The sequence below is a fragment of the Enterococcus sp. M-BR2 genome, from assembly GCF_056612775.1.
The window spans coordinates 2,139,897-2,162,448 of record NZ_CM152743.1; the positions used below are offsets into that span (position 1 = coordinate 2,139,897).

Genomic DNA, 22,552 nt, shown 5'->3' on the forward strand with positions numbered 1-22,552 from the left:
AAAATGGCAAAAGAAAAATTTGACCGTTCTAAACCACACGTTAACATTGGTACTATCGGACACGTTGACCATGGTAAAACTACATTAACAGCTGCAATCACAACTGTACTATCTAAGAAAAACGGCGGCCAAGCTATGGCTTACGATCAAATCGATGGTGCTCCAGAAGAACGCGAACGCGGAATCACAATCTCAACAGCTCACGTTGAGTATGAAACAGATACACGCCACTACGCTCACGTTGACTGCCCAGGACACGCGGACTACGTTAAAAACATGATCACTGGTGCTGCTCAAATGGACGGAGCTATCTTGGTAGTTTCTGCTGCTGACGGCCCAATGCCTCAAACTCGTGAACACATCCTATTGTCTCGTCAAGTTGGTGTTCCTTACATCGTTGTATTCTTGAACAAAGTAGACATGGTTGATGACGAAGAATTACTAGAATTAGTTGAAATGGAAGTTCGTGACCTATTAACAGAATACGAATTCCCTGGTGACGATGTTCCTGTAGTTGCTGGTTCAGCTTTGAAAGCTCTAGAAGGCGACGCTTCATACGAAGAAAAAATTCTTGAATTGATGGCTGCAGTTGACGAATACATCCCAACTCCAGAACGTGACAACGACAAACCATTCATGATGCCAGTTGAAGACGTGTTCTCAATCACTGGACGTGGTACTGTTGCTACAGGTCGTGTGGAACGTGGACAAGTTCGCGTTGGTGACGAAGTTGAAGTTGTCGGTATTGCTGAAGAAACTTCAAAAACAACAGTTACTGGTGTTGAAATGTTCCGTAAATTGTTAGACTACGCTGAAGCTGGAGACAACATTGGTGCTTTACTACGTGGTGTTGCACGTGAAGACATCCAACGTGGACAAGTTTTAGCTAAACCAGGTACAATCACACCTCATACAAAATTCTCTGCAGAAGTATACGTGTTGACAAAAGAAGAAGGTGGACGTCACACTCCATTCTTCACTAACTACCGTCCACAATTCTACTTCCGTACAACTGACGTAACAGGTGTTGTTGAATTACCAGAAGGAACTGAAATGGTTATGCCTGGCGACAACGTAACAATGGAAGTTGAATTAATCCACCCAATCGCTATCGAAAACGGTACTAAATTCTCAATCCGTGAAGGCGGACGTACAGTTGGTGCCGGTGTCGTTACAGAAATCAAAGCTTAATTGATTTAAGCAAAACTAAGCAACATTTATTCGGACGTAATCGCTTGGAATGAAGATCTCAGGATCTTTGTTCCGAGCTTTTTTATTTATTGTAGGATCAGGGAAAAAGACAGGAGCATTATAATAGAAGAAACACGAAATAAAAGAGTCAGTATTTTCTAAATGAAACTTTATGAAAACAAAATGTTTTTTACAAGAAAAAGCCTTGCGTTGTGAGTTTATATATATTATAATGACAAAGGTGCGTTTACTTTAGTGAATTGCACAGACGTAATCAGATTGATTTCGTCGGCTAAGAAACGAGAGGTTGCGACACGCCCGGACGCTTTGCCACGAACGAGCGTGACGGAAATTTTCGTGGAGCTATGTCTACTTTTCAAAATAGGCGAAGGAGGGAACAAGATGGCAAAACAAAAAATTCGTATCCGTTTAAAAGCGTATGAACACCGTATTTTAGATCAATCAGCGGATAAAATCGTGGAAACTGCAAAAAGAACTGGAGCTAGCGTGTCTGGTCCAATTCCATTACCAACTGAACGCAGTCTTTACACAATCATTCGTGCGACTCATAAATACAAAGATTCACGCGAACAATTCGAAATGCGTACACACAAACGTCTTATCGACATTGTGAACCCAACACCAAAAACTGTTGATGCTTTGATGAAGCTAGACTTACCATCTGGTGTAAACATCGAAATCAAATTATAAAACTAAAACAAAAATAATGGAGGTGTACTCATGACCAAAGGAATCTTAGGGAAAAAAGTGGGAATGACACAAATCTTCACTGAATCTGGTGAATTAATTCCAGTTACTGTTGTAGAAGCTACGCCAAACGTAGTACTACAAGTGAAAACAATGGAAACGGATGGCTACGAAGCTATTCAAGTTGGTTACCAAGATATGCGTGAAGTTTTATCAAACAAACCTGCGAAAGGTCATGTTGCAAAAGCAAACACGGCTCCTAAGCGCTTCATTCGTGAATTCAAAAATGTTGAGCTAGGAGAATATGAAGTAGGAAAAGAAATTACAGTAGATGTTTTCCAAGCAGGAGACATTATTGATGTAACAGGTACTACGAAAGGTAAAGGATTCCAAGGGGTTATCAAACGCCATGGACAAAGCCGCGGACCAATGGCTCACGGTTCTCGTTACCATCGTCGTCCTGGGTCAATGGGTCCAGTTGCACCTAACCGTGTATTCAAAAACAAACGTCTTGCTGGCCGTATGGGTGGCAACCGCGTAACTATCCAAAACTTGGAAGTTGTACGTGTAGATGCAGAAAGAAATGTTATCTTGATCAAAGGTAATGTTCCTGGAGCGAAAAAATCTTTAATCACTATCAAATCAGCTGTGAAAGCTAAATAATTGTAGGAAGAAAGGAGGAACTAAGGAATGCCGAATGTAGCATTATTCAAACAAGATGGAAGCCAAAACGGTGAAATCACACTTAACGAAGAAATCTTCGGAATTGAACCTAATGAAAGTGTTGTTTACGATGCAATCGTAATGCAACGTGCGTCATTAAGACAAGGAACACACGCGGTTAAAAACCGTAGCGCTGTTCGTGGCGGTGGACGTAAACCATGGCGTCAAAAAGGAACAGGTCGTGCACGTCAAGGATCTATCCGCTCACCACAATGGCGTGGAGGTGGCGTAGTCTTTGGACCAACACCACGTTCTTACAGCTACAAACTTCCTAAAAAAGTTCGTCGTTTAGCAATGAAATCTGTATTGTCAGAAAAAGTTGCTGAAAACAACTTGGTAGCAATCGAAGGCTTGAACTTCGACGCACCAAAAACAAAAGAATTCAAACAAGTTCTTGCTAACTTATCTATCGACTCTAAAGTATTGGTTGTTCTAGAAAAAGGTAACGACTTTGCTGCTTTATCAGCACGTAACTTACCAAACGTTTCTGTAGTAACTTCTGATAATGTGAGTGTGCTAGACGTTGTATCAAATACAAAAGTGTTAGCAACACAAACTGCTCTTACTCAAATTGAGGAGGTGCTTGCATAATGAACTTACTAGACGTAATCAAACGCCCAGTGATCACTGAAAAATCAATGCTTGCCATGGACGACAAGAAATACACTTTTGAAGTGGACACTCGCGCAAACAAAACTTTAGTAAAACAAGCGGTAGAAGCTGCTTTTGACGTTAAAGTCAAAAACGTGAACATCGTGAACGTACGTGCGAAATTCAAACGTATGGGCAAATATGCAGGATATACAAAAAAACGTCGCAAAGCGATCGTTACATTGACTGAAGATTCAAAAGAAATCCAATTATTCGAAGCTGCTGAATAAGCGCTAATAGATAACTCATTAAATTAGGAGGGAAAAACGTGGCGATTAAAAAGTACAAACCTACCTCAAATGGTCGTCGTAACATGACAGGTTCTGATTTTGCTGAAATCACAACATCAACACCTGAAAAATCATTGTTACAACCATTGAAAAACCATGCTGGACGTAACAACAACGGCCGCATCACTGTACGTCATCAAGGTGGCGGACACAAACGCCAATATCGCGTGATCGACTTCAAACGTAACAAAGACAACGTTGTTGCAACTGTTCAAACGATCGAATATGATCCAAACCGTTCAGCTAACATCGCGTTAGTACACTATGAAGATGGAGTGAAAGCTTACATCTTAGCACCTAAAGGACTAGAAGTGGGTATGAAACTTGTTTCAGGTCCAGAAGCAGATATCAAAGTCGGAAATGCTCTTCCATTAGAAAACATTCCAGTTGGTACTGTTATCCACAACATTGAAATGAAACCTGGTAAAGGTGGACAATTGATCCGTTCTGCTGGTACAAGTGCTCAAGTACTTGGTAAAGAAGGCAAATACGTATTGATCCGCTTGAACTCTGGTGAAGTTCGTATGATCTTAGCTGCATGCCGCGCAACAATCGGTTCTGTAGGTAACGAACAACACGAATTAATCAACATCGGTAAAGCTGGACGCTCTCGTTGGATGCGTAAACGCCCAACTGTACGTGGTAGCGTAATGAACCCTAATGATCACCCACACGGTGGTGGTGAAGGTAAAGCTCCTATCGGACGTAAAGCACCAGTTTCTCCTTGGGGTCAACCAGCTCTTGGTTACAAAACTCGTAACAAAAAAGCTAAATCAGACAAACTTATTGTTCGTCGTCGCAAAAATAAATAATTACTTTGACCATGTGTCGCACATTTTGAGAGGAGGTTCACCATGGGTCGTAGTTTAAAGAAAGGACCTTTTGTCGATGAGCATTTAATGAAAAAAGTTGAAGCTCAAGCAGGGGTTGAAAAGAAAAAAGTTATCAAAACTTGGTCACGCCGTTCAACAGTTTTCCCAAGTTTTGTTGGATATACCATCGCAGTTTATGATGGACGTAAACATGTACCAGTTTACATCCAAGAAGACATGGTAGGACACAAATTAGGTGAATTTGCACCTACAAGAACTTATCGTGGACATGCTGCTGACGATAAGAAAACGAAACGCTAATTTGAGGGGAGGATAAATCCAAATGGCAGAACAAATCACATCAGCTAAAGCAACTGCAAAAACAGTTCGCACTTCACCTCGAAAAGCCCGTTTAGTAATTGACCTTATCAGAGGTAAAAGTGTCGCAGATGCAATTTCAATCTTGAAATTCACACCAAACAAATCTGCTGGAATCATTGAAAAAGTATTGATGTCAGCAGTTGCGAATGCAGAAAATAACTTTGACTTAGATGTTGAAAACTTGGTAGTAACCGAAGCTTTTGTTAACGAAGGACCTACAATGAAACGTTTCCGTCCTCGTGCAAAAGGATCAGCTTCTCCAATCAACAAACGTACAAGTCATATCACGGTAGTCGTATCAGAAAAATAAGGAGGGATAATCAGTGGGTCAAAAAGTACATCCAATTGGAATGCGTGTAGGCATCATCCGCGACTGGGATGCTAAATGGTATGCTGAAAAAGAGTATGCTGAGTTCTTACACGAAGATTTAAGAATCCGTAAATTTATTTCAACTAAACTTGCTGATGCTGCTGTATCAACAGTTGAAATCGAACGTGCAACAGGTCGCGTAAACATTTCAATTCACACAGCTAAACCAGGTATGGTTATTGGTAAAGGCGGTTCTGAAGTCGAAAGCCTAAGAAAAGAATTAAACAAATTAACTGGTAAAAGAATCCACATCAACATCGTGGAAATCAAAAAACCAGATCTAGATGCAAAATTAGTAGGTGAAGGAATCGCACGTCAATTAGAAAACCGTGTTGCTTTCCGTCGCGCTCAAAAACAAGCGATCCAACGCTCAATGCGTGCTGGCGCTCAAGGTATCAAAACTCAAGTATCTGGTCGTCTAAACGGAGCAGATATCGCTCGTTCAGAAGGATACTCAGAGGGAACTGTTCCTCTTCATACTTTACGTGCGGACATTGATTACGCATGGGAAGAAGCAGATACAACATACGGAAAACTAGGAGTTAAAGTGTGGATCTATCGTGGAGAAATTCTTCCAACTAAAAAAAACACTGAGAAAGGAGGGAAATAATCATGTTAGTACCTAAACGTGTAAAACACCGTCGTGAATTCCGCGGAAAAATGCGCGGGGAAGCTAAAGGCGGAAAAGAAGTAGCATTCGGTGAATACGGTTTGCAAGCTGTTGATTCACATTGGATCACAAACCGCCAAATCGAAGCTGCTCGTATCGCAATGACTCGTTACATGAAACGTGGTGGGAAAGTATGGATTAAAATTTTCCCTCACAAATCTTATACTGCCAAAGCAATTGGGGTACGTATGGGTTCTGGTAAAGGGGCACCTGAAGGATGGGTTGCACCAGTAAAACGTGGTAAAATCATGTTTGAAATCGCAGGCGTTCCTGAAGAAGTAGCTCGTGAAGCGTTACGTCTAGCTTCTCACAAATTACCAATGAAAACTAAGATCGTAAAACGTGAGGAAATGGGTGGTGAATCGAATGAAGGTTAAAGAAATCAGAGAATTAACCACTGCCGAAATGCTTGATCAAGAAAAACAATTAAAAGAAGAATTGTTTAATCTTAGATTCCAATTAGCAACAGGTCAATTAGAAAACACTGCACGTATTAAAGAAGTACGTAAATCGATTGCACGCATCAAAACTGTGTTGCGTGAACAAGCTAAGTAATTATGGAAGGAGGCCATTAAGCGTATGACTGAAGGAAGAAATCAACGCAAAGTTTATCAAGGTCGCGTGGTTTCAGACAAAATGGATAAAACAATTACCGTTGCTGTCGAAACAAAGAAAAACCACCCTATCTATGGCAAACGCATGAACTATTCTAAGAAATACAAAGTGCATGATGAAAACAACACAGCAAAAGTTGGCGACATCGTGAGAATTATGGAAACTCGTCCATTATCAGCTACAAAACGTTTCCGTTTGTTGGAAGTAGTCGAAGAAGCAGTTATTATCTAATAACACGAGATTTTCCTATATAGATTGAATGCAAAATCTGAAAGGAGGATACACAACGTGATCCAAGCAGAAAGTCGTTTAAAAGTCGCTGATAACTCAGGCGCACGTGAAATTTTGACGATCAAAGTCCTTGGTGGATCTGGTCGTAAAACTGCTAACATCGGTGATGTGATCGTTGCTACGGTTAAACAAGCAACGCCAGGTGGGGTTGTCAAAAAAGGTGACGTCGTTAAAGCCGTTATCGTTCGAACAAAATCAGGAGCTCGTCGTACAGACGGTTCATATATTAAATTTGATGAAAATGCTGCAGTGATTATTCGTGATGATAAAAGCCCTCGTGGAACACGTATCTTTGGGCCAGTTGCACGTGAACTACGTGAAAACAACTTCATGAAGATCGTTTCACTAGCACCAGAAGTTTTATAATCTTGAGACACTTATCAAAGGAGGTGCGAAACAGTTATGTTTGTTAAAAAAGGCGATAAAGTTAAAGTTATCACTGGAAAAGACAAAAACAAAGAAGGCGTTGTACTAGCAGCGTTCCCGAAAAAAGATAAAGTTATTGTCGAAGGTGTAAATGTCGTTAAAAAACACCAAAAACCATCTCAAGCTGCTCCTCAAGGTGGAATTGTTGAGATGGAAGCGCCAATTCATGTTTCTAACGTGATGGTGGTTGACTCTACTGGTGTAGCTGGCCGAGTTGGCTACAAAGAAGTAGACGGCAAAAAAGTCCGTGTTTCTAAAAAAACCGGTGAAGTTTTAGATAAATAAAAGTTTAAGGAAGGAGGGTCTTACTGAATGAACCGCCTAAAAGAAAAATATCTTAAAGAAGTAACTCCATCATTGATGGAAAAATTTAACTATAGCTCTGTTATGCAAACACCTAAAGTTGAAAAAATCGTCATCAACATGGGTGTTGGTGATGCGGTATCAAACGCTAAAAACTTAGATAAAGCAGTTGAAGAATTAACTTTGATCACTGGTCAAAAACCAATGATTACAAAAGCTAAAAAATCAATCGCTGGATTCCGTTTACGTGAAGGAATGCCAATTGGTGCAAAAGTTACATTGCGCGGAGAAAGAATGTACGAATTCTTAGACAAATTGGTTTCAGTTTCACTACCACGTGTACGTGACTTCCATGGTGTAAGTAAAAAAGCCTTTGACGGTCGTGGAAACTATACTTTAGGTATTAAAGAACAATTGATCTTCCCAGAAGTAGATTATGATTTAGTAGATAAAGTACGTGGTATGGACATCGTTATTGTAACAACAGCAAACTCTGATGAAGAATCTCGTGAGTTGTTGACACAATTAGGCATGCCATTCCAAAAATAATTAAAGGAGGCGAACTACGTGGCTAAAAAATCAATGATTGCTAAAAACAAACGTCCTGCAAAATTTTCAACACAAGCTTATACTCGTTGCGAACGTTGCGGACGTCCACATTCAGTTTATCGTAAGTTCCATCTTTGCCGTATTTGCTTCCGCGAACTTGCCTATAAAGGTCAAATTCCCGGCGTGAAGAAAGCTAGCTGGTAAAAAGTAAATTCGCATAAGAAGGAGGTAAAAGATCAATGGTCATGACAGATCCAATTGCAGATTTTCTAACTCGTATCCGTAACGCAAACATGGTTAAACATGAGTCTTTAGAAGTACCTGCATCAAAAATTAAACGTGACATCGCTGAAATCTTGAAACGTGAAGGTTTCGTTCGTGATGTTGAATACATCGAAGATGACAAACAAGGCGTGATCCGTGTTTTCCTAAAATTTGGTAAAAACGGCGAACGTGTTATCACAAACTTAAAACGTATCTCTAAACCAGGTTTGCGTGCTTATGTCAAAGCTGACGAAGTACCAAAAGTATTGAACGGTTTAGGTATCGCAATCATTTCGACTTCTGAAGGTGTTGTCACTGATAAAGAAGCTCGTGAAAAAAATATCGGCGGCGAAGTTATCGCTTACGTATGGTAATCAAGTAGAATCTACAAGGAGGTGTCTTTAAGTGAGCCGTATCGGAAATAAAGTCGTTGTTATCCCTGAAGGAGTAACAGTTACTCAAGAAGGAAACAACGTTACAGTTAAAGGACCAAAAGGTGAATTGACTCGTACTTTCTCAGCAGATATCAAAATGAATATCGAAGGAAACGAAGTGACTTTCACTCGTCCAAACGACAGTAAAGAAATGAAAACAATTCATGGAACAACTCGTGCGAACTTCAACAACATGGTTGTAGGTGTCAGCGAAGGTTTCCAAAAAGCGTTAGAACTAATCGGGGTTGGGTACCGTGCACAATTACAAGGATCAAAACTTGTATTGAACGTTGGTTACTCACATCCAGTAGAAATCACACCACCAGCTGGAGTAACTGTTGAAGTACCAGCTAACACACAAGTAATTGTTAAAGGTGCGAACAAAGAAGAAGTTGGCGAATTAGCTGCAAATATTCGCGGAACTCGTCCTCCAGAACCTTATAAAGGTAAAGGTATTCGTTATGTTGGCGAATATGTACGCCGTAAAGAAGGTAAAACTGGTAAATAATCGTTTAGAAAAATTGCATAGAAGCCAGCAGCAGGAAAAAGGCATTTGGCTGAAGTTTACCTTCAAAAAAATAAATTTTTACTTGTGCCGCAGCTTCTATTTTTCGAAACGTATTTACTGCTTGAAATAGTAGTACAATAAAAATAAAGAGGTGACAATTGTGATTACAAAACCAGATAAGAACAAAACACGTCAAAAGAGACATCGTCGTGTACGTAACAATATCTCTGGTACTGCTGAGCGCCCACGCTTGAACGTTTTTCGTTCTAACAAAAACATCTACGCTCAAATTATTGATGACGTAGCGGGTGTAACGCTAGCAAGTGCCTCTACCTTGGATAAAGAAATTTCAGGTGGAACAAAAACAGAAGCAGCACAAGCTGTCGGTAAACTAGTTGCTGAACGTGCAGCTGAAAAAGGCATTAAAGTAGTAGTCTTTGACCGTGGTGGATACCTTTACCATGGCCGTGTGCAAGCTTTAGCTGAAGCTGCTCGCGAAAATGGACTAGAATTTTAGAAGAAGGAGGAATACCATTCATGGTTTATATCGATCCAAAACATTTGGAATTAGAAGACCGCGTTGTTGCAATTAACCGTGTGACAAAAGTTGTTAAAGGTGGACGTCGTCTACGTTTTGCTGCTTTAGTTGTTGTCGGTGACAAAAACGGACACGTAGGATTTGGTACAGGTAAAGCTCAAGAAGTTCCTGAAGCAATCCGTAAAGCAATTGAAGATGCGAAGAAAAACTTAGTTGAAGTACCTATGGTTGGTTCAACAATCCCACACGAAGTAATCGGTGCTTTTAGTGGTGGTAGAATCCTAATGAAACCTGCTGTAGAAGGTTCTGGGGTTGCTGCTGGCGGACCAGTTCGTGCCGTATTAGAATTAGCTGGGGTAGCAGATATCACTTCTAAATCTTTAGGCTCAAATACACCAATCAACGTTGTTCGCGCAACAGTTGAAGGTTTGAAACAATTGAAACGTGCAGAAGAAGTTGCAGAACTTCGCGGCAAATCAGTTGAAGAATTAATCGGATAAGGAGGACAACAATAATGGCTGAATTAAAAGTTACTTTAAAACGCAGTATTATCGGACGTCCTCAAAACCAACGCGATACAGTTAAAGCGTTAGGTCTTACAAAGATTAACAGTTCAGTGGTTAAGCCTTCTAATGAAGCAATTAAAGGCATGATCAATACTGTTTCTCACCTAGTGGACGTTGAAGAAGTTTAATTAAAAAAATCAGAACTAGAATATTAAGGAGGTGCCAAACCTATGAAACTTCATGAATTAAAACCTGCTGAAGGTTCACGCCAAGTACGTAACCGTGTTGGTCGTGGTACTTCATCTGGTAACGGAAAAACTGCCGGACGCGGACAAAAAGGACAAAAAGCCCGTTCAGGCGGTGGTGTGCGTTTAGGATTTGAAGGGGGACAAACACCATTGTTCCGTCGTTTACCAAAACGAGGATTCACAAACGTGAACCGTAAAGACTATGCAGTCATCAATCTTGATGTATTGAACCGCTTTGAAGACGGAGCTGAAGTAACTCCTGTTGCTTTAGTTGAAGCTGGAATCGTGAAAAACGAAAAAGCTGGAATCAAAGTATTAGCTAACGGGGAACTAAACAAGAAATTAACTGTGAAAGCAGCAAAATTCTCTAAAGCAGCTCAAGAAGCAATTGAAGCGGCTGGTGGATCAATCGAGGTGATCTAATGTTTAGACTATTAAAAGATGCTTTTAAAGTAAAAGACATTAGATCGAAAATCCTATTTACTGTATTTGTGTTGTTTGTATTTCGCCTAGGTGCACATATCACTGTACCAGGCGTAAATGCTGCTTCATTGCAAAACCTTTCTTCTTTGCCATTTTTCAACATGTTGAACTTGGTAAGTGGTAGTGCGATGCAAAACTTCTCCATTTTCTCAATGGGGGTTTCACCATACATTACTGCTTCTATCGTCATTCAGCTTCTTCAAATGGACATCGTGCCTCGATTTGTTGAATGGTCGAAACAAGGGGAAGTTGGTCGTAAAAAATTGAATCAAGCCACTCGATATCTGACATTAGTATTGGCATTTATCCAATCTGTCGGTATCACTGCTGGATTCAATCAATACGCTCAATTAGGTTTCGTGAATAATCCTAACGTAGCAACTTACGTAACGATCGGTTTGATTCTAACAGCCGGTACGATGTTTGTTACTTGGCTAGGAGAACAGATCACAGAAAAAGGTATCGGAAATGGCGTATCAATGATCATTTTTGCAGGGATCATTTCTAGATTGCCTGAAAGTATCAGAGAAATTTATGAAGATTACTTTATAAATATCGATCCTTCAGACATATGGAAATCTGCTATTTTTGTGGCCATTTTATTAGTAGCGGTCTTATTGATCGTGACATTCGTAACATTTTTCCAACAAGCTGAACGCAAGATCCCGATTCAATATACGAAACGCGTCGCTGGCGCGCCTACAAGCAGCTATCTGCCGTTGAAAGTAAATGCAGCTGGAGTTATTCCAGTTATCTTTGCTAGTTCGTTTATTGCTACGCCAAATGCTGTTTTACAAGCATTGAGTGGTAGATTCGGTTCTGAAAACTGGTATAAAGTGATGATGGAGATCTTTAACTATAATACAGCACCTGGTGCTACGATTTATACGATTCTGATCGTTGCCTTCACTTTCTTCTACGCCTTTGTACAAGTAAACCCTGAGAAATTAGCGGAAAACTTGCAAAAGCAAGGAAGTTATATACCAAGCGTACGCCCTGGTAAGGGGACTGAAGAGTATGTCTCAAGATTACTGATGCGCTTAAGTACAGTTGGTGCAGTCTTCCTTGGTTTAGTGGCATTGCTTCCAATCATTGCTCAAATGGTTTGGGATCTTCCAAAATCAATCGGATTAGGCGGTACAAGCTTACTGATCGTTATCGGTGTAGCTTTAGAAACTGCGAAACAGTTAGAAGGCTTAATGCTGAAACGTAAATATGTTGGATTCATTGAGTAAGAAAGCGTGTTGAGGTTCTTCCTCAACACACGTTCTCACACATTTATTAGGAGGGAAAACAATGAACCTCATTTTAATGGGGCTGCCAGGCGCAGGTAAAGGAACACAAGCTGAAAAAATCATTGACGCTTATGGTATTCCGCACATCTCAACAGGAGATATGTTCCGCGCAGCGATGCAAAACGAAACAGCTCTTGGCCTGGAAGCAAAGTCTTATATGGATAAAGGTGCATTAGTTCCTGATGAAGTAACAAATGGAATCGTGAAAGAGCGACTAGCTGAACCAGATACAGAGAAAGGCTTCTTATTAGACGGCTTTCCACGTACACTAGATCAAGCAAAAGCTCTGGACGCAATGCTAAAAGATTTGAATAAAAAAATTGATGCTGTCATCGATATCCATGTTGGTGAAGAAATCTTGGTCGAACGTCTAGCCGGCCGATTTATCTGCAGCAATTGTGGAGCAACTTACCATAAAATTTTCAACCCTACAAAAGTTGAAGACACATGTGATCGTTGCGGTGGGCATGAATTCTATCAAAGAGAAGATGATAAACCTGAGACGGTTAAAAATCGTCTGGCTATCAACATCAAAAATAGTGAACCAATCTTGGCTTATTATAAAGAACAAGGTTTGCTAAACACTATTGATGGTGCTCGTGAAATCGATGCTGTATTTGCAGATGTACAAAAAATCATTGAAAAATAGCACGATTGCCCGTAGCCGACTTGCATTATGCAGTTACTCTTGTCAAGTTCAATAAATTATGATAGAATATGTCAGTCCGACTTCTAGAGAATCCTCTAGATGATCCATTTTGAGAATTTTGAGGTGGGAACTGCAGTTTCCGCCATTTTATCGTGTGAAAATGCGAAACAAGTACAAGGAGGTACTGTGCGTGGCAAAAGAAGATATGATTGAAGTCGAAGGTACAGTCGTCGAAACTTTGCCGAATGCAATGTTTAAAGTTGAACTAGAAAACGGACACCAAGTTCTTGCTACTGTTTCAGGTAAAATTCGTATGCATTACATCCGTATCTTACCTGGTGACAAAGTAACGGTTGAATTGTCTCCATACGATCTTAACCGTGGCCGTATTACTTATCGCTTTAAATAATTGTACTCCGTAAAACTACAGGAGGTATTATCATGAAAGTAAGACCATCAGTAAAACCAATGTGCGAACATTGTAAAGTAATTCGTCGTAAAGGACGCGTTATGGTGATTTGCCCAGCAAATCCAAAACATAAACAACGTCAAGGATAATTGGAGGTGCTATAAATATGGCTCGTATTGCAGGAGTAGATATTCCTCGTGATAAACGTGTGGTAGTTTCACTTACTTATATCTATGGTATTGGTAACACTACTGCTAAAAAGATCTTAGCTGATGCTGGTGTATCTGAAGATGTTCGCGTTCGTGAATTAACGAATGAACAAACAGATGCTATCCGTGCGGAAGTAGATAAATTAAAAGTTGAAGGGGATCTTCGTCGTGAAGTGAACTTGAACATCAAACGTTTGATGGAAATCGGTTCTTACCGTGGAATCCGTCATCGCCGTGGATTGCCTGTTCGTGGACAAAACACGAAAAACAATGCACGTACTCGTAAAGGCCCAGCTCGCGCTATCGCTGGCAAGAAAAAATAATTCTTAAGTGAAGGAGGTTAAAACTTCATGGCAGCAAAAAAAGTGAATCGTAAACGCCGTGTGAAGAAGAATATAGAAGCAGGTATTGCACATATCCATTCTACATTCAATAACACTATCATCATGATCACTGATACTCACGGAAATGCATTAGCGTGGTCATCAGCTGGTTCATTAGGTTTCAAAGGAAGCAAAAAATCAACTCCTTTTGCCGCTCAAATGGCAGCAGAAACTGCTACAAAAGCAGCAATGGAACACGGATTAAAGACTGTTGAAGTAACAGTTAAAGGACCTGGTTCTGGACGTGAAGCAGCAATTCGTTCATTACAAGCTACAGGTTTAGAAGTGACTGCAATTCGTGACGTGACTCCAGTTCCTCATAATGGTGCCCGCCCTCCAAAACGCCGTCGTGTTTAATGAGTGCCGCTCATTTTGAGTTTTATCAGTAACGTCATTGAACAAGACACTTTTCGTTTTGAAAGGGGTAAAGATAAGAATGATTGAGTTCGAAAAACCAAGAATCGCAAAAATTGATGAAGAAAAAGATTATGGCAAGTTCATCGTTGAACCTCTTGAAAGAGGGTATGGGACTACTTTAGGGAATTCCCTACGTCGTATTTTATTATCTTCTTTGCCAGGTGCTGCCATCACTAATATTCAAATCGATGGTGTACTGCATGAATTCTCTACCATCAAAGGTGTTAGAGAAGACGTCACTCAAATCATCTTGAACATTAAAGGCTTAGCGCTGAAAATGTATGGCCAAGAAGAAAAAACCCTTGAAATCGATATTACCGGACCTGCTACAGTAACTGCTGGCGATATTATCGTTGATAGTGATGTAGAAATTCTTAACAAAGATATGTACATCTGTAGTGTCTCTGAAGGAGCTACGTTCCATGCTCGCTTAACAGTGAAACCTGGACGTGGTTATGTTCAAGCAGATGAAAATAAAAAAGAAGATATGCCAATTGGCGTTCTTCCAGTCGATTCAATCTACACACCTGTTCGTCGTGTGAACTATCAAGTTGAGAACACACGTGTTGGACACCGTGAAGATTTTGATAAATTGACGATGGAGATTTGGACAGATGGTTCAATCGAACCGTTGGAAGCAATGAGTTTATCTGCGAAAATCATGACTGAACATTTGGATATTTTTGTGAACTTAACTGATGAAGCAAAAAATGCTGAAATCATGGTCGAAAAAGAAGAAACACAAAAAGAAAAAATGTTGGAAATGACGATCGAAGAGTTAGACTTGTCTGTTCGCTCTTACAATTGTTTGAAACGTGCAGGAATCAATACTGTACAAGAACTTACAAATAAATCTGAGCCTGAAATGATCAAAGTCCGTAATTTGGGACGTAAGTCATTAGAAGAAGTTAAAGCAAAATTGCACGACTTAGGTTTAGGTTTACGTAAAGAAGATTAAAACCTTTTACGAAGGAGGGAAACCAACGTGAGTTATCGTAAACTAGGACGCACATCTAGCCAACGTAAAGCGATGTTGCGTGATTTAACAACTGATTTATTAATCAACGAACGTATTGTGACTACTGAAGCTCGTGCGAAAGAAGTTCGCTCAACTGCAGAAAAAATGATCACTTTAGGTAAACGCGGAGATTTGCATGCACGTCGTCAAGCTGCGGCTTTCGTACGTAATGAAGTTGCCAGCGTGCGTGAAGAAAATGAGGACATCGTCATTGAATCAGCTTTACAAAAACTATTCAACGATATTGCACCTCGTTACGCAGAACGTCAAGGCGGATACACACGCATTTTGAAGACAGAACCAAGACGCGGTGATGGTGCACCAATGGTTGTCTTAGAACTTGTCTAAAATCACACTAATAACATCACTTTATAGATGATTCTTTTAGAGTGTTATGATGTTGGAAGATATTTTTCCGAGTCTAGCTCAGCGCTGCTCCTCAAGCGAATATCGCTTGGGGAGTAAGCACTCATCATAAAGTGTTTTTTTATACCTTCAATTAACTGTCATGACATCTCTGCTTGAAGGCATAAAAAAACATTTTAAGCGAGAAATAATTGAAAATTTTGTCTTTTTTTGATAGTGTTAGTAGGAACTTTAGGATGAAGAAGGAGTAATCATGGAGCCAATTATTGAATTAGAGAAAATAAATTATAAATACCAGCCAGATGATCTTCGCCCCGCATTGAAAGATGTCTCCTTTACAATTGATAAAGGTGAGTGGATCGCTATTATTGGACACAATGGTTCAGGAAAATCGACACTTGCCAAAACAATCAATGGGCTACTTCTGCCAGAATCAGGGGTCGTGAAAGTCGGAAATCAAGTATTGGATGAAGAAAACATTTGGACGATCCGGCAAATGGTTGGAATGGTTTTTCAAAATCCAGACAATCAGTTCGTTGGTTCGACAGTAGAAGATGACGTTGCGTTTGGTCTTGAAAATCAAGGGATTCCCAGAGAAGAAATGCTGATACGTGTGAAAGATGCACTTGAGAAAGTTAGAATGGCTGAGTTTGCTACACGCGAGCCTGCTCGTTTATCAGGAGGACAAAAACAACGTGTTGCTATTGCCGGCGTGGTTGCCTTACGCCCTGATATCATTATTTTAGATGAAGCAACAAGTATGCTAGATCCAGAAGGTCGTGAAGAAGTGATTTCTACGATCAAGAAGATCAAAGAAGAAAGTCAATTGACCGTTATATCTATCACTCACGATATTGATGAAGCAGCTAATGCCAATCGGATATTAGTGATGAGGCAAGGAGAACTTGTCCGTGAAGGTACACCAAAAGAAATCTTTTCTGCGGGACCCGAACTGATTGATTTAGGTCTAGATCTACCATTTCCTGAAAAACTGAAGCGTGCACTGAAAGAACGCGGGGTAGATGTGCCAAGTGAATATATGACAGAAGAAAGGATGGTGGATTGGTTATGGACATCCGTTTTGAACAAGTAGACTTCACTTATCAGCCGAATACACCATTTGAACAACGAGCCTTATTTGACATCAATATGACGATCAAAGAAAACAGTTATACAGCATTAGTAGGGCATACCGGAAGCGGGAAATCAACTTTACTCCAACATTTGAATGCGCTTGTTAAGCCAACAAGCGGTACCGTCCATATTGGAGAACGCGACATTCAGCCAGATACGGATAATAAAAATCTAAAGCCGATCCGAAAAAAAGTCGGCATCGTCTTTCAGTTTCCAGAAGCACAGCTATTCGAAGAAACGGTGGCAAAAGATATTGCCTTCGGTCCTAAAAACTTTGGTGTCAGTGAAGAAGAAGCGCTGATACTAGCAAAAGAAACGTTAGAACAAGTTGGACTGGATGAAAGCTATTTGGACCGTTCACCATTTGAACTTTCAGGAGGGCAAATGCGTAGAGTAGCAATCGCTGGTGTGCTTGCCATGAAGCCTGAAGTACTTGTATTGGACGAACCAACGGCAGGACTTGATCCTCAGGGCAGAAAAGAAATGATGGAGATGTTTTGGCGTCTTCATAAGGAACAACAGATTACTATTGTTTTAGTGACGCATTTAATGGATGATGTAGCCAATTTTGCAGACTATGTCTATGTACTGGAGAAGGGGCGAATCGTTAATAGCGGGCAGCCTCAAGAGGTTTTTCAAAACATCAAATGGCTAAAAGAAAAACAGTTAGGCGTACCTACTGCCACAGAATTTGCAGAAGAATTAATGGCTAAAGGGATGGACTTCACTACCTTACCTTTAACAGCTGAAGAATTAGCAGACGCCATCGTCCATTCTGCTGGAGGAAATGCCCATGATGAATAAATTGATATTTGGTCGTTATATGCCAGGAGATTCCTTGATCCATCGATTGGATCCCCGAGCCAAATTATTAGCCAGTTTTTATTTTATTGGTATCATTTTTTTAGCAAATAATTGGGAAACATATCTTGTATTGGCAGTTTTCACATTATTTTCCGTCTTCTTATCAAAAGTAGACTTGAAATTTTTTATCCGAGGTATTCGCCCATTGATTTGGCTGATCCTCTTTACTGTAGCTTTGCAAATCTTGTTCACCAGCGGAGGAGAAACTTATTGGAGTTGGGGTGTTTTCCATATCACTGAATTTGGTGTGATGAACGGTCTCTTTATTTTCTGCCGATTCGTGTTGATTATTTTTATGTCGACGCTACTCACGCTTACTACACCGCCTTTGGAATTATCTGATGCGATTGAGTACTTGCTTCGTCCATTGAAAGCCGTACGGTTCCCAGTCCACGAAATTTCTTTGATGCTGTCGATTGCTCTTCGTTTTGTGCCTACATTGATGGATGAAACAGAAAAGATCATGAACGCTCAGCGCGCGCGTGGTGTTGACTTTGGTGAAGGCAATCTAGTTCAGAAAATGAAAGCAGTCATTCCTTTGCTGATTCCTTTATTTGTCAGCAGTTTCAACCGAGCGGAAGATCTTGCGACCGCTATGGAAGCAAGGGGCTACAAGGGCGGGGAAGGAAGAACGAAATATCGTGTCTTGCATTGGCATAATAGAGACACGATGGTTATCATTGCTTTTATATTATTAACCGTGCTGCTGATCTTTTTAAGAGGATAAACGTTCAGTGGACCGCTATCTATCCTTTTCTTGCTAATCTATTTGCAAGAAAGTATGCGAGCAGTGTATGACAAGAAACATTAGGGTCTGTGGCAGACTAATGTCACAGGCCTCTTTCTTTTATTTGAAAAAAAGAACAAACAACATTATCTGGAAAAACCACTATTTCTAGACAACTTTTTAGAAACAAAGGAGAGAAAACCATGGTACGTTACAAAGCAATCATTGCATACGACGGAACAAATTTCAATGGGTTCCAGAAACAGCCAAATGGACGTACTGTTCAAGAAGAAGTAGAAAAAACATTACAAAAAATGGCAAATGGGAAAGAAATCACGGTCTTTGGTTCGGGAAGGACAGATGCCGGAGTACATGCAATCGGGCAAGTGATCCATTTTGATTATCCAGAAGAACGCCCGTTAGAACGAATGCGTTTTGCGTTAGATACCCAGTCACCAGAGGATATCGCTGTAAGACAAGTAGAAATCGTTTCAGAAGAATTCCATGCAAGATATTTGGTCAAAGAAAAAACTTATCAATTTCGAGTGGATATAGGGAAACCACGCAGTCCTTTTCGACGCCATTATGCAAGTTATTTTCCTTACCCTCTTGATTTGGAAAAAATTCAGCGGGCACTTCCTGATTTATTAGGGACCCACGATTTCACCTCTTTTTGTGCATCAGGAAGCTCGATAGAGGATAAAATACGTACGATCTACGAGGCTAAGATGGAGGTTAATGAAACAAAAGATGAATTGTTGTTTACTTTTAGGGGAAATGGCTTCTTGTATAAGATGATACGGATCTTAGTAGGAACGCTTTTGAAAATTGGCAATGGCCGATTGCCTGAAGATAGTATCCCAGATATTATTGCGAAAAAAGATCGTAATGCAGCAGGACCTACAGCACACCCTGAAGGACTTTATTTGTATGAAGTGAAATATGAATAAGAGGTTGTGAAAAAGCGGTTCTGCATCAAGTAATAAGAACAGCCAAACCAAAATAGTTTCTCATATTTTGCCATTTGTTGAGCTAATACCGAAGGACAGCTGATTGAACACTGTTTAAGGAAGAGGTTGTGAGCCTGCCATTTAGCTCTGAGTCACAAGAAACAATTTCAAAAAACAGCTTCTCACGTTTGATGAATATCACAACTTGTGAACGAAGCATGGATAAGTGAACCTTCTTTTTGCCACACTACTTTTTTGTAACTAAAAACGATGGAACGTTGTTTTGATTGCCCTTGGCAGACAGTCTGAACAGGTTCCATCGTTTCTTTATTTTCTTCGTCTTCTTCTGTGTGTATTTCGCGGTTTTTCTTCTATTGTTGGATCAATCGTGCCATAGAAGGGTTGATTGCGGTCAAGGTACCAGACATAGAGAATAAACAATGCAATGCATAGTACAAAAAGGATTGCACCTATTATAAATCCTTCAGGCAAGTAGCTGAAAGTAACCGTGTGTTTACCTGCTGGAACTTTTAGCATCAAGAATGCGTTTTTGAAGTTGCTGACTTTGACTGGCTTCCCATCGATTTCGGCTTTCCATCCTTTGTCGTAAGGAATAGTCGTCACCAACATAGAATCTTCTGCGGTATCTACAGTTCCAGAAGCTTTTCTGCCAGAGGCTTCCATTTCGACACCTTTTTCTTTGATCTGATTCATTGCGGCTTGATAGGCTACAACATCTAGACCAACGACTTTCGGCTCCATGAAACTTACTTCTTTCGTCCCATAAAAACTTGCAGTAAATGTCACCGTTGTCTCTTGGGGATAATAGCCAAGATCATAGTATTGTCCAGAAATATTGATTTGCGTTTTCCTCGATGTACCATTGACAGTAATCGTTGCACTAGAACTTTCTAATTGTGCAAAATTGGTTGGGAACAAACTTAAGTAAGCTTGTGTATTTGCAGGTACATGGACTTCCCATGTGAGCTCTTTCGGTTGATTGTCTGCCGTCTCTGAATAAGTCACACCAGTCGTTGTTTTTGTGATTGTCGTATTTAACTGATTCTTCAAAGTAGGCGTATAGAATGTAAAATACTGTTCATTTAGACCAGATAATGTATTGATCAAGTTTGTCTGACTAGTTAAATTATCTGTTACGGGCTGCTCAATATCATTAACGGATAACGGTGCGGTAAATGCCAGTGGCAATGCATTGACATTCTGATACAGTGTATAGTCGCCGCTTTGACCAGCTTGGCGGAAGCCATATTTGCTGAACGTGCTTTCGTTCTTAGAAATGTTGTATTTGATCCCTGTAAAGCCATCCATCAGCAAAGTATTATTATTGTAACGGATATTCAAATTTGTCCCTCTTGAACGAAACCCTAATGTATCCAGATAAGAGGAAGAATTACGATTTCTTATAGAAGAAAACAAGCTGATGCCACTGTAACCGTAGTTGATCGAATCGTTTGGCGATACCGGATCCAGATTTTCTAAGCGGTAAAACGAGTCAGAATCTTCTTTTGTTTCATTTACAAGAGCTTTCAAGTCAGGAGAAGGATCCGTATATAAACTGCGGGAAGCATAATTCCAATCATCAAGGATACCATGGATCATGCTGTTCGTATTGACTAGAGCCTCAGCAGACATGATCAATAACAACAATATACTTAGATGATTGAAGGAAAGTTTTTTATGCTGATAAAATCCCACAGCAAAAGCATAGATCCCTAAGAAAACAACTGTCAATACAAAGGAGGTCATCGTCACATAGGTGTAGCTTCCTTCAGGTTTGATGCCCCATGCCACCGCAAAGAGAGCAGCTACGACCAAAATGATTCCTAACAACAGCCCACGATCGTCTTGTTCTATCTTTTCCCATCCTTTTCCTGCAAGCAGGAGAACTAAGAAAGAGAACAGATAGGCATAACGGAATAAAAACATATTCGGTGCATGCATACCATGCCAGAACAAATTCAATGGGACAAGATAAAAACTTGCGATAAGTATGGCGAAAAGACCACCGTACAAAAACTTATTTTTCAACGGTACTTTCCGACTGGCAAAATAAAACAAGCAAAGGACCAACGGAAGTAGACCTGCGTAAATGAACGGAATCGAACCGTATTTTGTGGTGTCATAAACACCAATCATGTTTTTCATGATCAGATCCAGATAAGAAGTCGCTTCTGTTTTCAACGTAGTGATTTGACTCAATGCTTCGCCATTTGAGCGAAGATCCAGTACTGCTGGCAATACAATGATCATTGAAGCGCCGCCTGCCAGTAAAGAAGTGATCCCATAAGGAACAATCGATTTTTTGTATTCTGACCAGTTTGTCAATAGACGGGCAATAAAATATAAGAAAGAAAAGACACCAATCATGAAGCCCATATAAAAACTGGATAGAAACAAGAGCAAATAGCTGATGAATAAAAGTTTCGGCCGTTTCAGATCCATGACACGATGAATCCCCAAAATCACTAATGGAAGATAAACAAATGCATCCAGCCACATGATGATCTCCGAATGTGCAGTAATGAATGAGATCAATGCGTAACTGACGCTAAGTGCAACATGCCCCCAGCGAGGAATCTTGAACGTGCGTGCAAGAAACCAAAAAGCTAATCCGGCACAGCCGACTTTAAGCAAAGTCAGAACATAAAGTGCATCTGGCATCATCTGGTTTGGAAAGAAGAAAACCAGTGGCGTGAAGATCCCGCCGAGATAATAAGAAATCAAAGATAGATAATTCAAGCCCAGAGAAGCATTCCATGTATAGAAAATACTTTGCTTTCCAAGAAGGACATTTCGGAAGCTTGCATGAAAATTAGAAAATTGTGAAAAGGCATCACTTGCCAAAATACTTCTGCTGCTCCCGGGATAGATCCCGATACTTAAATAAACAAGTGCTAAAATCAAAAACGGAATCAGGAAACTAGCTGCTGCGTAGCGTCCGTTTTCTCTAAAGAATGACTTTAAGTTTTTTTTCATATTTATTTTCCACCAAATTTCTATGAAGTTGTATTTAGTTTATCATATCCTTGTTTTTCTCTGCTTAAAAAGAGTCTAGTTTTCATAAAAAAATAAAATTTGGGAATAAATAACTTCACAATTTGTTCGTATAACAAAAATAAACACAAAAAAAGGGGAGGAATCAAAAATTC

Annotated in this window: 36 protein-coding genes; 34 read left to right on the plus strand and 2 right to left on the minus strand. The window is 40.1% G+C overall.

The window, feature by feature from the left end; all coding sequences use genetic code 11:
* The first annotated feature begins 3 nt into the window (after window positions 1–3).
* The 34 genes from tuf (at window position 4) to truA (ending at window position 19,382) form a co-directional block, all read left to right on the plus strand.
* The gene (tuf, locus tag AC1F25_RS10365; protein ID WP_002290442.1) at window positions 4–1,191 is read left to right on the plus strand and encodes an elongation factor Tu; all 1,188 of its coding nucleotides are present in this window, start codon (window positions 4–6) and stop codon (window positions 1,189–1,191) included.
* 402 nt (window positions 1,192–1,593) lie between these two features.
* Window positions 1,594–1,902, plus strand: coding sequence for a 30S ribosomal protein S10 (gene rpsJ / locus AC1F25_RS10370; RefSeq protein WP_002290443.1), 309 nt, complete (start codon window positions 1,594–1,596; stop codon window positions 1,900–1,902).
* Between the two features lie 30 nt (window positions 1,903–1,932).
* Complete coding sequence (gene rplC / locus AC1F25_RS10375; protein ID WP_002290445.1) at window positions 1,933–2,562, plus strand: 50S ribosomal protein L3; 630 nt, start codon at window positions 1,933–1,935, stop codon at window positions 2,560–2,562.
* A gap of 27 nt (window positions 2,563–2,589) precedes the next feature.
* Entirely contained in the window at window positions 2,590–3,213 is a 624-nt protein-coding gene (gene rplD, locus AC1F25_RS10380) for a 50S ribosomal protein L4 (protein WP_002290446.1), read from the plus strand.
* Complete coding sequence (gene rplW / locus AC1F25_RS10385) at window positions 3,213–3,503, plus strand: 50S ribosomal protein L23 (protein ID WP_002290449.1); 291 nt, start codon at window positions 3,213–3,215, stop codon at window positions 3,501–3,503. The genes rplD and rplW overlap by 1 nt, the downstream gene beginning before the upstream one ends.
* 38 nt (window positions 3,504–3,541) lie before the next feature.
* Window positions 3,542–4,375, plus strand: a complete 834-nt coding sequence (gene rplB / locus AC1F25_RS10390; RefSeq protein WP_002290451.1) for a 50S ribosomal protein L2 — start codon at window positions 3,542–3,544, stop codon at window positions 4,373–4,375.
* Window positions 4,376–4,417: 42 nt separating this feature from the next.
* A complete protein-coding gene (gene rpsS, locus AC1F25_RS10395) occupies window positions 4,418–4,696 on the plus strand; it encodes a 30S ribosomal protein S19 (RefSeq protein WP_002288655.1) in 279 nt (92 codons plus the stop codon).
* Between the two features lie 22 nt (window positions 4,697–4,718).
* Window positions 4,719–5,066: a 50S ribosomal protein L22 gene (gene rplV, locus AC1F25_RS10400; RefSeq protein WP_002290452.1), complete on the plus strand. Its 348-nt coding sequence runs from the start codon at window positions 4,719–4,721 to the stop codon at window positions 5,064–5,066.
* Window positions 5,067–5,079: 13 nt separating this feature from the next.
* Window positions 5,080–5,736, plus strand: a complete 657-nt coding sequence (rpsC, locus tag AC1F25_RS10405; RefSeq protein ID WP_002288659.1) for a 30S ribosomal protein S3 — start codon at window positions 5,080–5,082, stop codon at window positions 5,734–5,736.
* Window positions 5,737–5,738: 2 nt separating this feature from the next.
* On the plus strand, window positions 5,739–6,173 hold the full coding sequence (gene rplP / locus AC1F25_RS10410; RefSeq protein ID WP_002288661.1) for a 50S ribosomal protein L16: 435 nt from the start codon (window positions 5,739–5,741) through the stop codon (window positions 6,171–6,173).
* Entirely contained in the window at window positions 6,163–6,351 is a 189-nt protein-coding gene (rpmC, locus tag AC1F25_RS10415) for a 50S ribosomal protein L29 (RefSeq protein ID WP_002288664.1), read from the plus strand. The genes rplP and rpmC overlap by 11 nt, the downstream gene beginning before the upstream one ends.
* 24 nt (window positions 6,352–6,375) lie before the next feature.
* Window positions 6,376–6,642 (plus strand): 30S ribosomal protein S17, encoded by a 267-nt coding sequence (gene rpsQ, locus AC1F25_RS10420; RefSeq protein WP_002288668.1) that lies wholly within the window; start codon window positions 6,376–6,378, stop codon window positions 6,640–6,642.
* 57 nt (window positions 6,643–6,699) lie between these two features.
* Complete coding sequence (gene rplN, locus AC1F25_RS10425) at window positions 6,700–7,068, plus strand: 50S ribosomal protein L14 (protein ID WP_002288669.1); 369 nt, start codon at window positions 6,700–6,702, stop codon at window positions 7,066–7,068.
* 36 nt (window positions 7,069–7,104) lie between these two features.
* Window positions 7,105–7,413 (plus strand): 50S ribosomal protein L24, encoded by a 309-nt coding sequence (gene rplX / locus AC1F25_RS10430; RefSeq protein WP_002288670.1) that lies wholly within the window; start codon window positions 7,105–7,107, stop codon window positions 7,411–7,413.
* A 27-nt stretch (window positions 7,414–7,440) separates the two neighbouring features.
* Window positions 7,441–7,980 carry a 50S ribosomal protein L5 gene (gene rplE / locus AC1F25_RS10435; protein WP_002288671.1) on the plus strand — a complete coding sequence of 180 codons (540 nt, stop codon included), beginning with the start codon at window positions 7,441–7,443 and terminating at the stop codon, window positions 7,978–7,980.
* Between the two features lie 18 nt (window positions 7,981–7,998).
* Window positions 7,999–8,184 (plus strand): type Z 30S ribosomal protein S14, encoded by a 186-nt coding sequence (locus tag AC1F25_RS10440; RefSeq protein WP_002288673.1) that lies wholly within the window; start codon window positions 7,999–8,001, stop codon window positions 8,182–8,184.
* 35 nt (window positions 8,185–8,219) lie between these two features.
* Window positions 8,220–8,618, plus strand: coding sequence for a 30S ribosomal protein S8 (gene rpsH / locus AC1F25_RS10445; RefSeq protein WP_002288675.1), 399 nt, complete (start codon window positions 8,220–8,222; stop codon window positions 8,616–8,618).
* Between the two features lie 31 nt (window positions 8,619–8,649).
* Window positions 8,650–9,186 (plus strand): 50S ribosomal protein L6, encoded by a 537-nt coding sequence (gene rplF, locus AC1F25_RS10450; RefSeq protein WP_002309839.1) that lies wholly within the window; start codon window positions 8,650–8,652, stop codon window positions 9,184–9,186.
* A gap of 160 nt (window positions 9,187–9,346) precedes the next feature.
* Window positions 9,347–9,703, plus strand: coding sequence for a 50S ribosomal protein L18 (gene rplR, locus AC1F25_RS10455; protein ID WP_002288679.1), 357 nt, complete (start codon window positions 9,347–9,349; stop codon window positions 9,701–9,703).
* A gap of 20 nt (window positions 9,704–9,723) precedes the next feature.
* On the plus strand, window positions 9,724–10,224 hold the full coding sequence (gene rpsE, locus AC1F25_RS10460; protein ID WP_002288681.1) for a 30S ribosomal protein S5: 501 nt from the start codon (window positions 9,724–9,726) through the stop codon (window positions 10,222–10,224).
* Window positions 10,225–10,238: 14 nt separating this feature from the next.
* Entirely contained in the window at window positions 10,239–10,418 is a 180-nt protein-coding gene (gene rpmD / locus AC1F25_RS10465) for a 50S ribosomal protein L30 (RefSeq protein ID WP_002290455.1), read from the plus strand.
* A gap of 42 nt (window positions 10,419–10,460) precedes the next feature.
* Window positions 10,461–10,901: a 50S ribosomal protein L15 gene (gene rplO / locus AC1F25_RS10470; RefSeq protein ID WP_002288687.1), complete on the plus strand. Its 441-nt coding sequence runs from the start codon at window positions 10,461–10,463 to the stop codon at window positions 10,899–10,901.
* The gene (secY, locus tag AC1F25_RS10475; protein ID WP_087063508.1) at window positions 10,901–12,196 is read left to right on the plus strand and encodes a preprotein translocase subunit SecY; all 1,296 of its coding nucleotides are present in this window, start codon (window positions 10,901–10,903) and stop codon (window positions 12,194–12,196) included. Before rplO ends, secY begins: the two co-directional genes overlap by 1 nt.
* A 61-nt stretch (window positions 12,197–12,257) precedes the next feature.
* Entirely contained in the window at window positions 12,258–12,905 is a 648-nt protein-coding gene (locus AC1F25_RS10480; RefSeq protein WP_002288690.1) for an adenylate kinase, read from the plus strand.
* Between the two features lie 190 nt (window positions 12,906–13,095).
* A complete protein-coding gene (gene infA / locus AC1F25_RS10485; RefSeq protein ID WP_002288695.1) occupies window positions 13,096–13,314 on the plus strand; it encodes a translation initiation factor IF-1 in 219 nt (72 codons plus the stop codon).
* A gap of 32 nt (window positions 13,315–13,346) precedes the next feature.
* Entirely contained in the window at window positions 13,347–13,463 is a 117-nt protein-coding gene (gene rpmJ / locus AC1F25_RS10490; RefSeq protein WP_002288710.1) for a 50S ribosomal protein L36, read from the plus strand.
* 17 nt (window positions 13,464–13,480) lie between these two features.
* Window positions 13,481–13,846 carry a 30S ribosomal protein S13 gene (gene rpsM / locus AC1F25_RS10495; RefSeq protein WP_002288713.1) on the plus strand — a complete coding sequence of 122 codons (366 nt, stop codon included), beginning with the start codon at window positions 13,481–13,483 and terminating at the stop codon, window positions 13,844–13,846.
* 27 nt (window positions 13,847–13,873) lie between these two features.
* On the plus strand, window positions 13,874–14,263 hold the full coding sequence (gene rpsK, locus AC1F25_RS10500; protein ID WP_002288714.1) for a 30S ribosomal protein S11: 390 nt from the start codon (window positions 13,874–13,876) through the stop codon (window positions 14,261–14,263).
* Window positions 14,264–14,342: 79 nt separating this feature from the next.
* Window positions 14,343–15,281, plus strand: coding sequence for a DNA-directed RNA polymerase subunit alpha (locus tag AC1F25_RS10505; protein ID WP_002288715.1), 939 nt, complete (start codon window positions 14,343–14,345; stop codon window positions 15,279–15,281).
* Between the two features lie 27 nt (window positions 15,282–15,308).
* On the plus strand, window positions 15,309–15,689 hold the full coding sequence (gene rplQ / locus AC1F25_RS10510) for a 50S ribosomal protein L17 (RefSeq protein WP_002288716.1): 381 nt from the start codon (window positions 15,309–15,311) through the stop codon (window positions 15,687–15,689).
* Window positions 15,690–15,960: 271 nt separating this feature from the next.
* Entirely contained in the window at window positions 15,961–16,800 is an 840-nt protein-coding gene (locus AC1F25_RS10515; RefSeq protein ID WP_002290456.1) for an energy-coupling factor ABC transporter ATP-binding protein, read from the plus strand.
* Window positions 16,776–17,645, plus strand: a complete 870-nt coding sequence (locus tag AC1F25_RS10520; RefSeq protein WP_002290457.1) for an energy-coupling factor ABC transporter ATP-binding protein — start codon at window positions 16,776–16,778, stop codon at window positions 17,643–17,645. The genes AC1F25_RS10515 and AC1F25_RS10520 overlap by 25 nt, the downstream gene beginning before the upstream one ends.
* Window positions 17,635–18,432 carry an energy-coupling factor transporter transmembrane component T family protein gene (locus tag AC1F25_RS10525; RefSeq protein WP_002312339.1) on the plus strand — a complete coding sequence of 266 codons (798 nt, stop codon included), beginning with the start codon at window positions 17,635–17,637 and terminating at the stop codon, window positions 18,430–18,432. The genes AC1F25_RS10520 and AC1F25_RS10525 overlap by 11 nt, the downstream gene beginning before the upstream one ends.
* Window positions 18,433–18,635: 203 nt before the next feature.
* Complete coding sequence (truA, locus tag AC1F25_RS10530; RefSeq protein WP_151668758.1) at window positions 18,636–19,382, plus strand: tRNA pseudouridine(38-40) synthase TruA; 747 nt, start codon at window positions 18,636–18,638, stop codon at window positions 19,380–19,382.
* Between the two features lie 182 nt (window positions 19,383–19,564).
* Here the strand turns inward: truA and AC1F25_RS10535 are convergent, their stop codons facing one another.
* Window positions 19,565–19,702: a hypothetical protein gene (locus AC1F25_RS10535; RefSeq protein WP_002348066.1), complete on the minus strand. Its 138-nt coding sequence runs from the start codon at window positions 19,700–19,702 to the stop codon at window positions 19,565–19,567.
* A gap of 7 nt (window positions 19,703–19,709) precedes the next feature.
* A complete protein-coding gene (locus AC1F25_RS10540; RefSeq protein ID WP_002313939.1) occupies window positions 19,710–22,379 on the minus strand; it encodes a YfhO family protein in 2,670 nt (889 codons plus the stop codon).
* Between the last annotated feature and the right edge of the window lie 173 nt (window positions 22,380–22,552).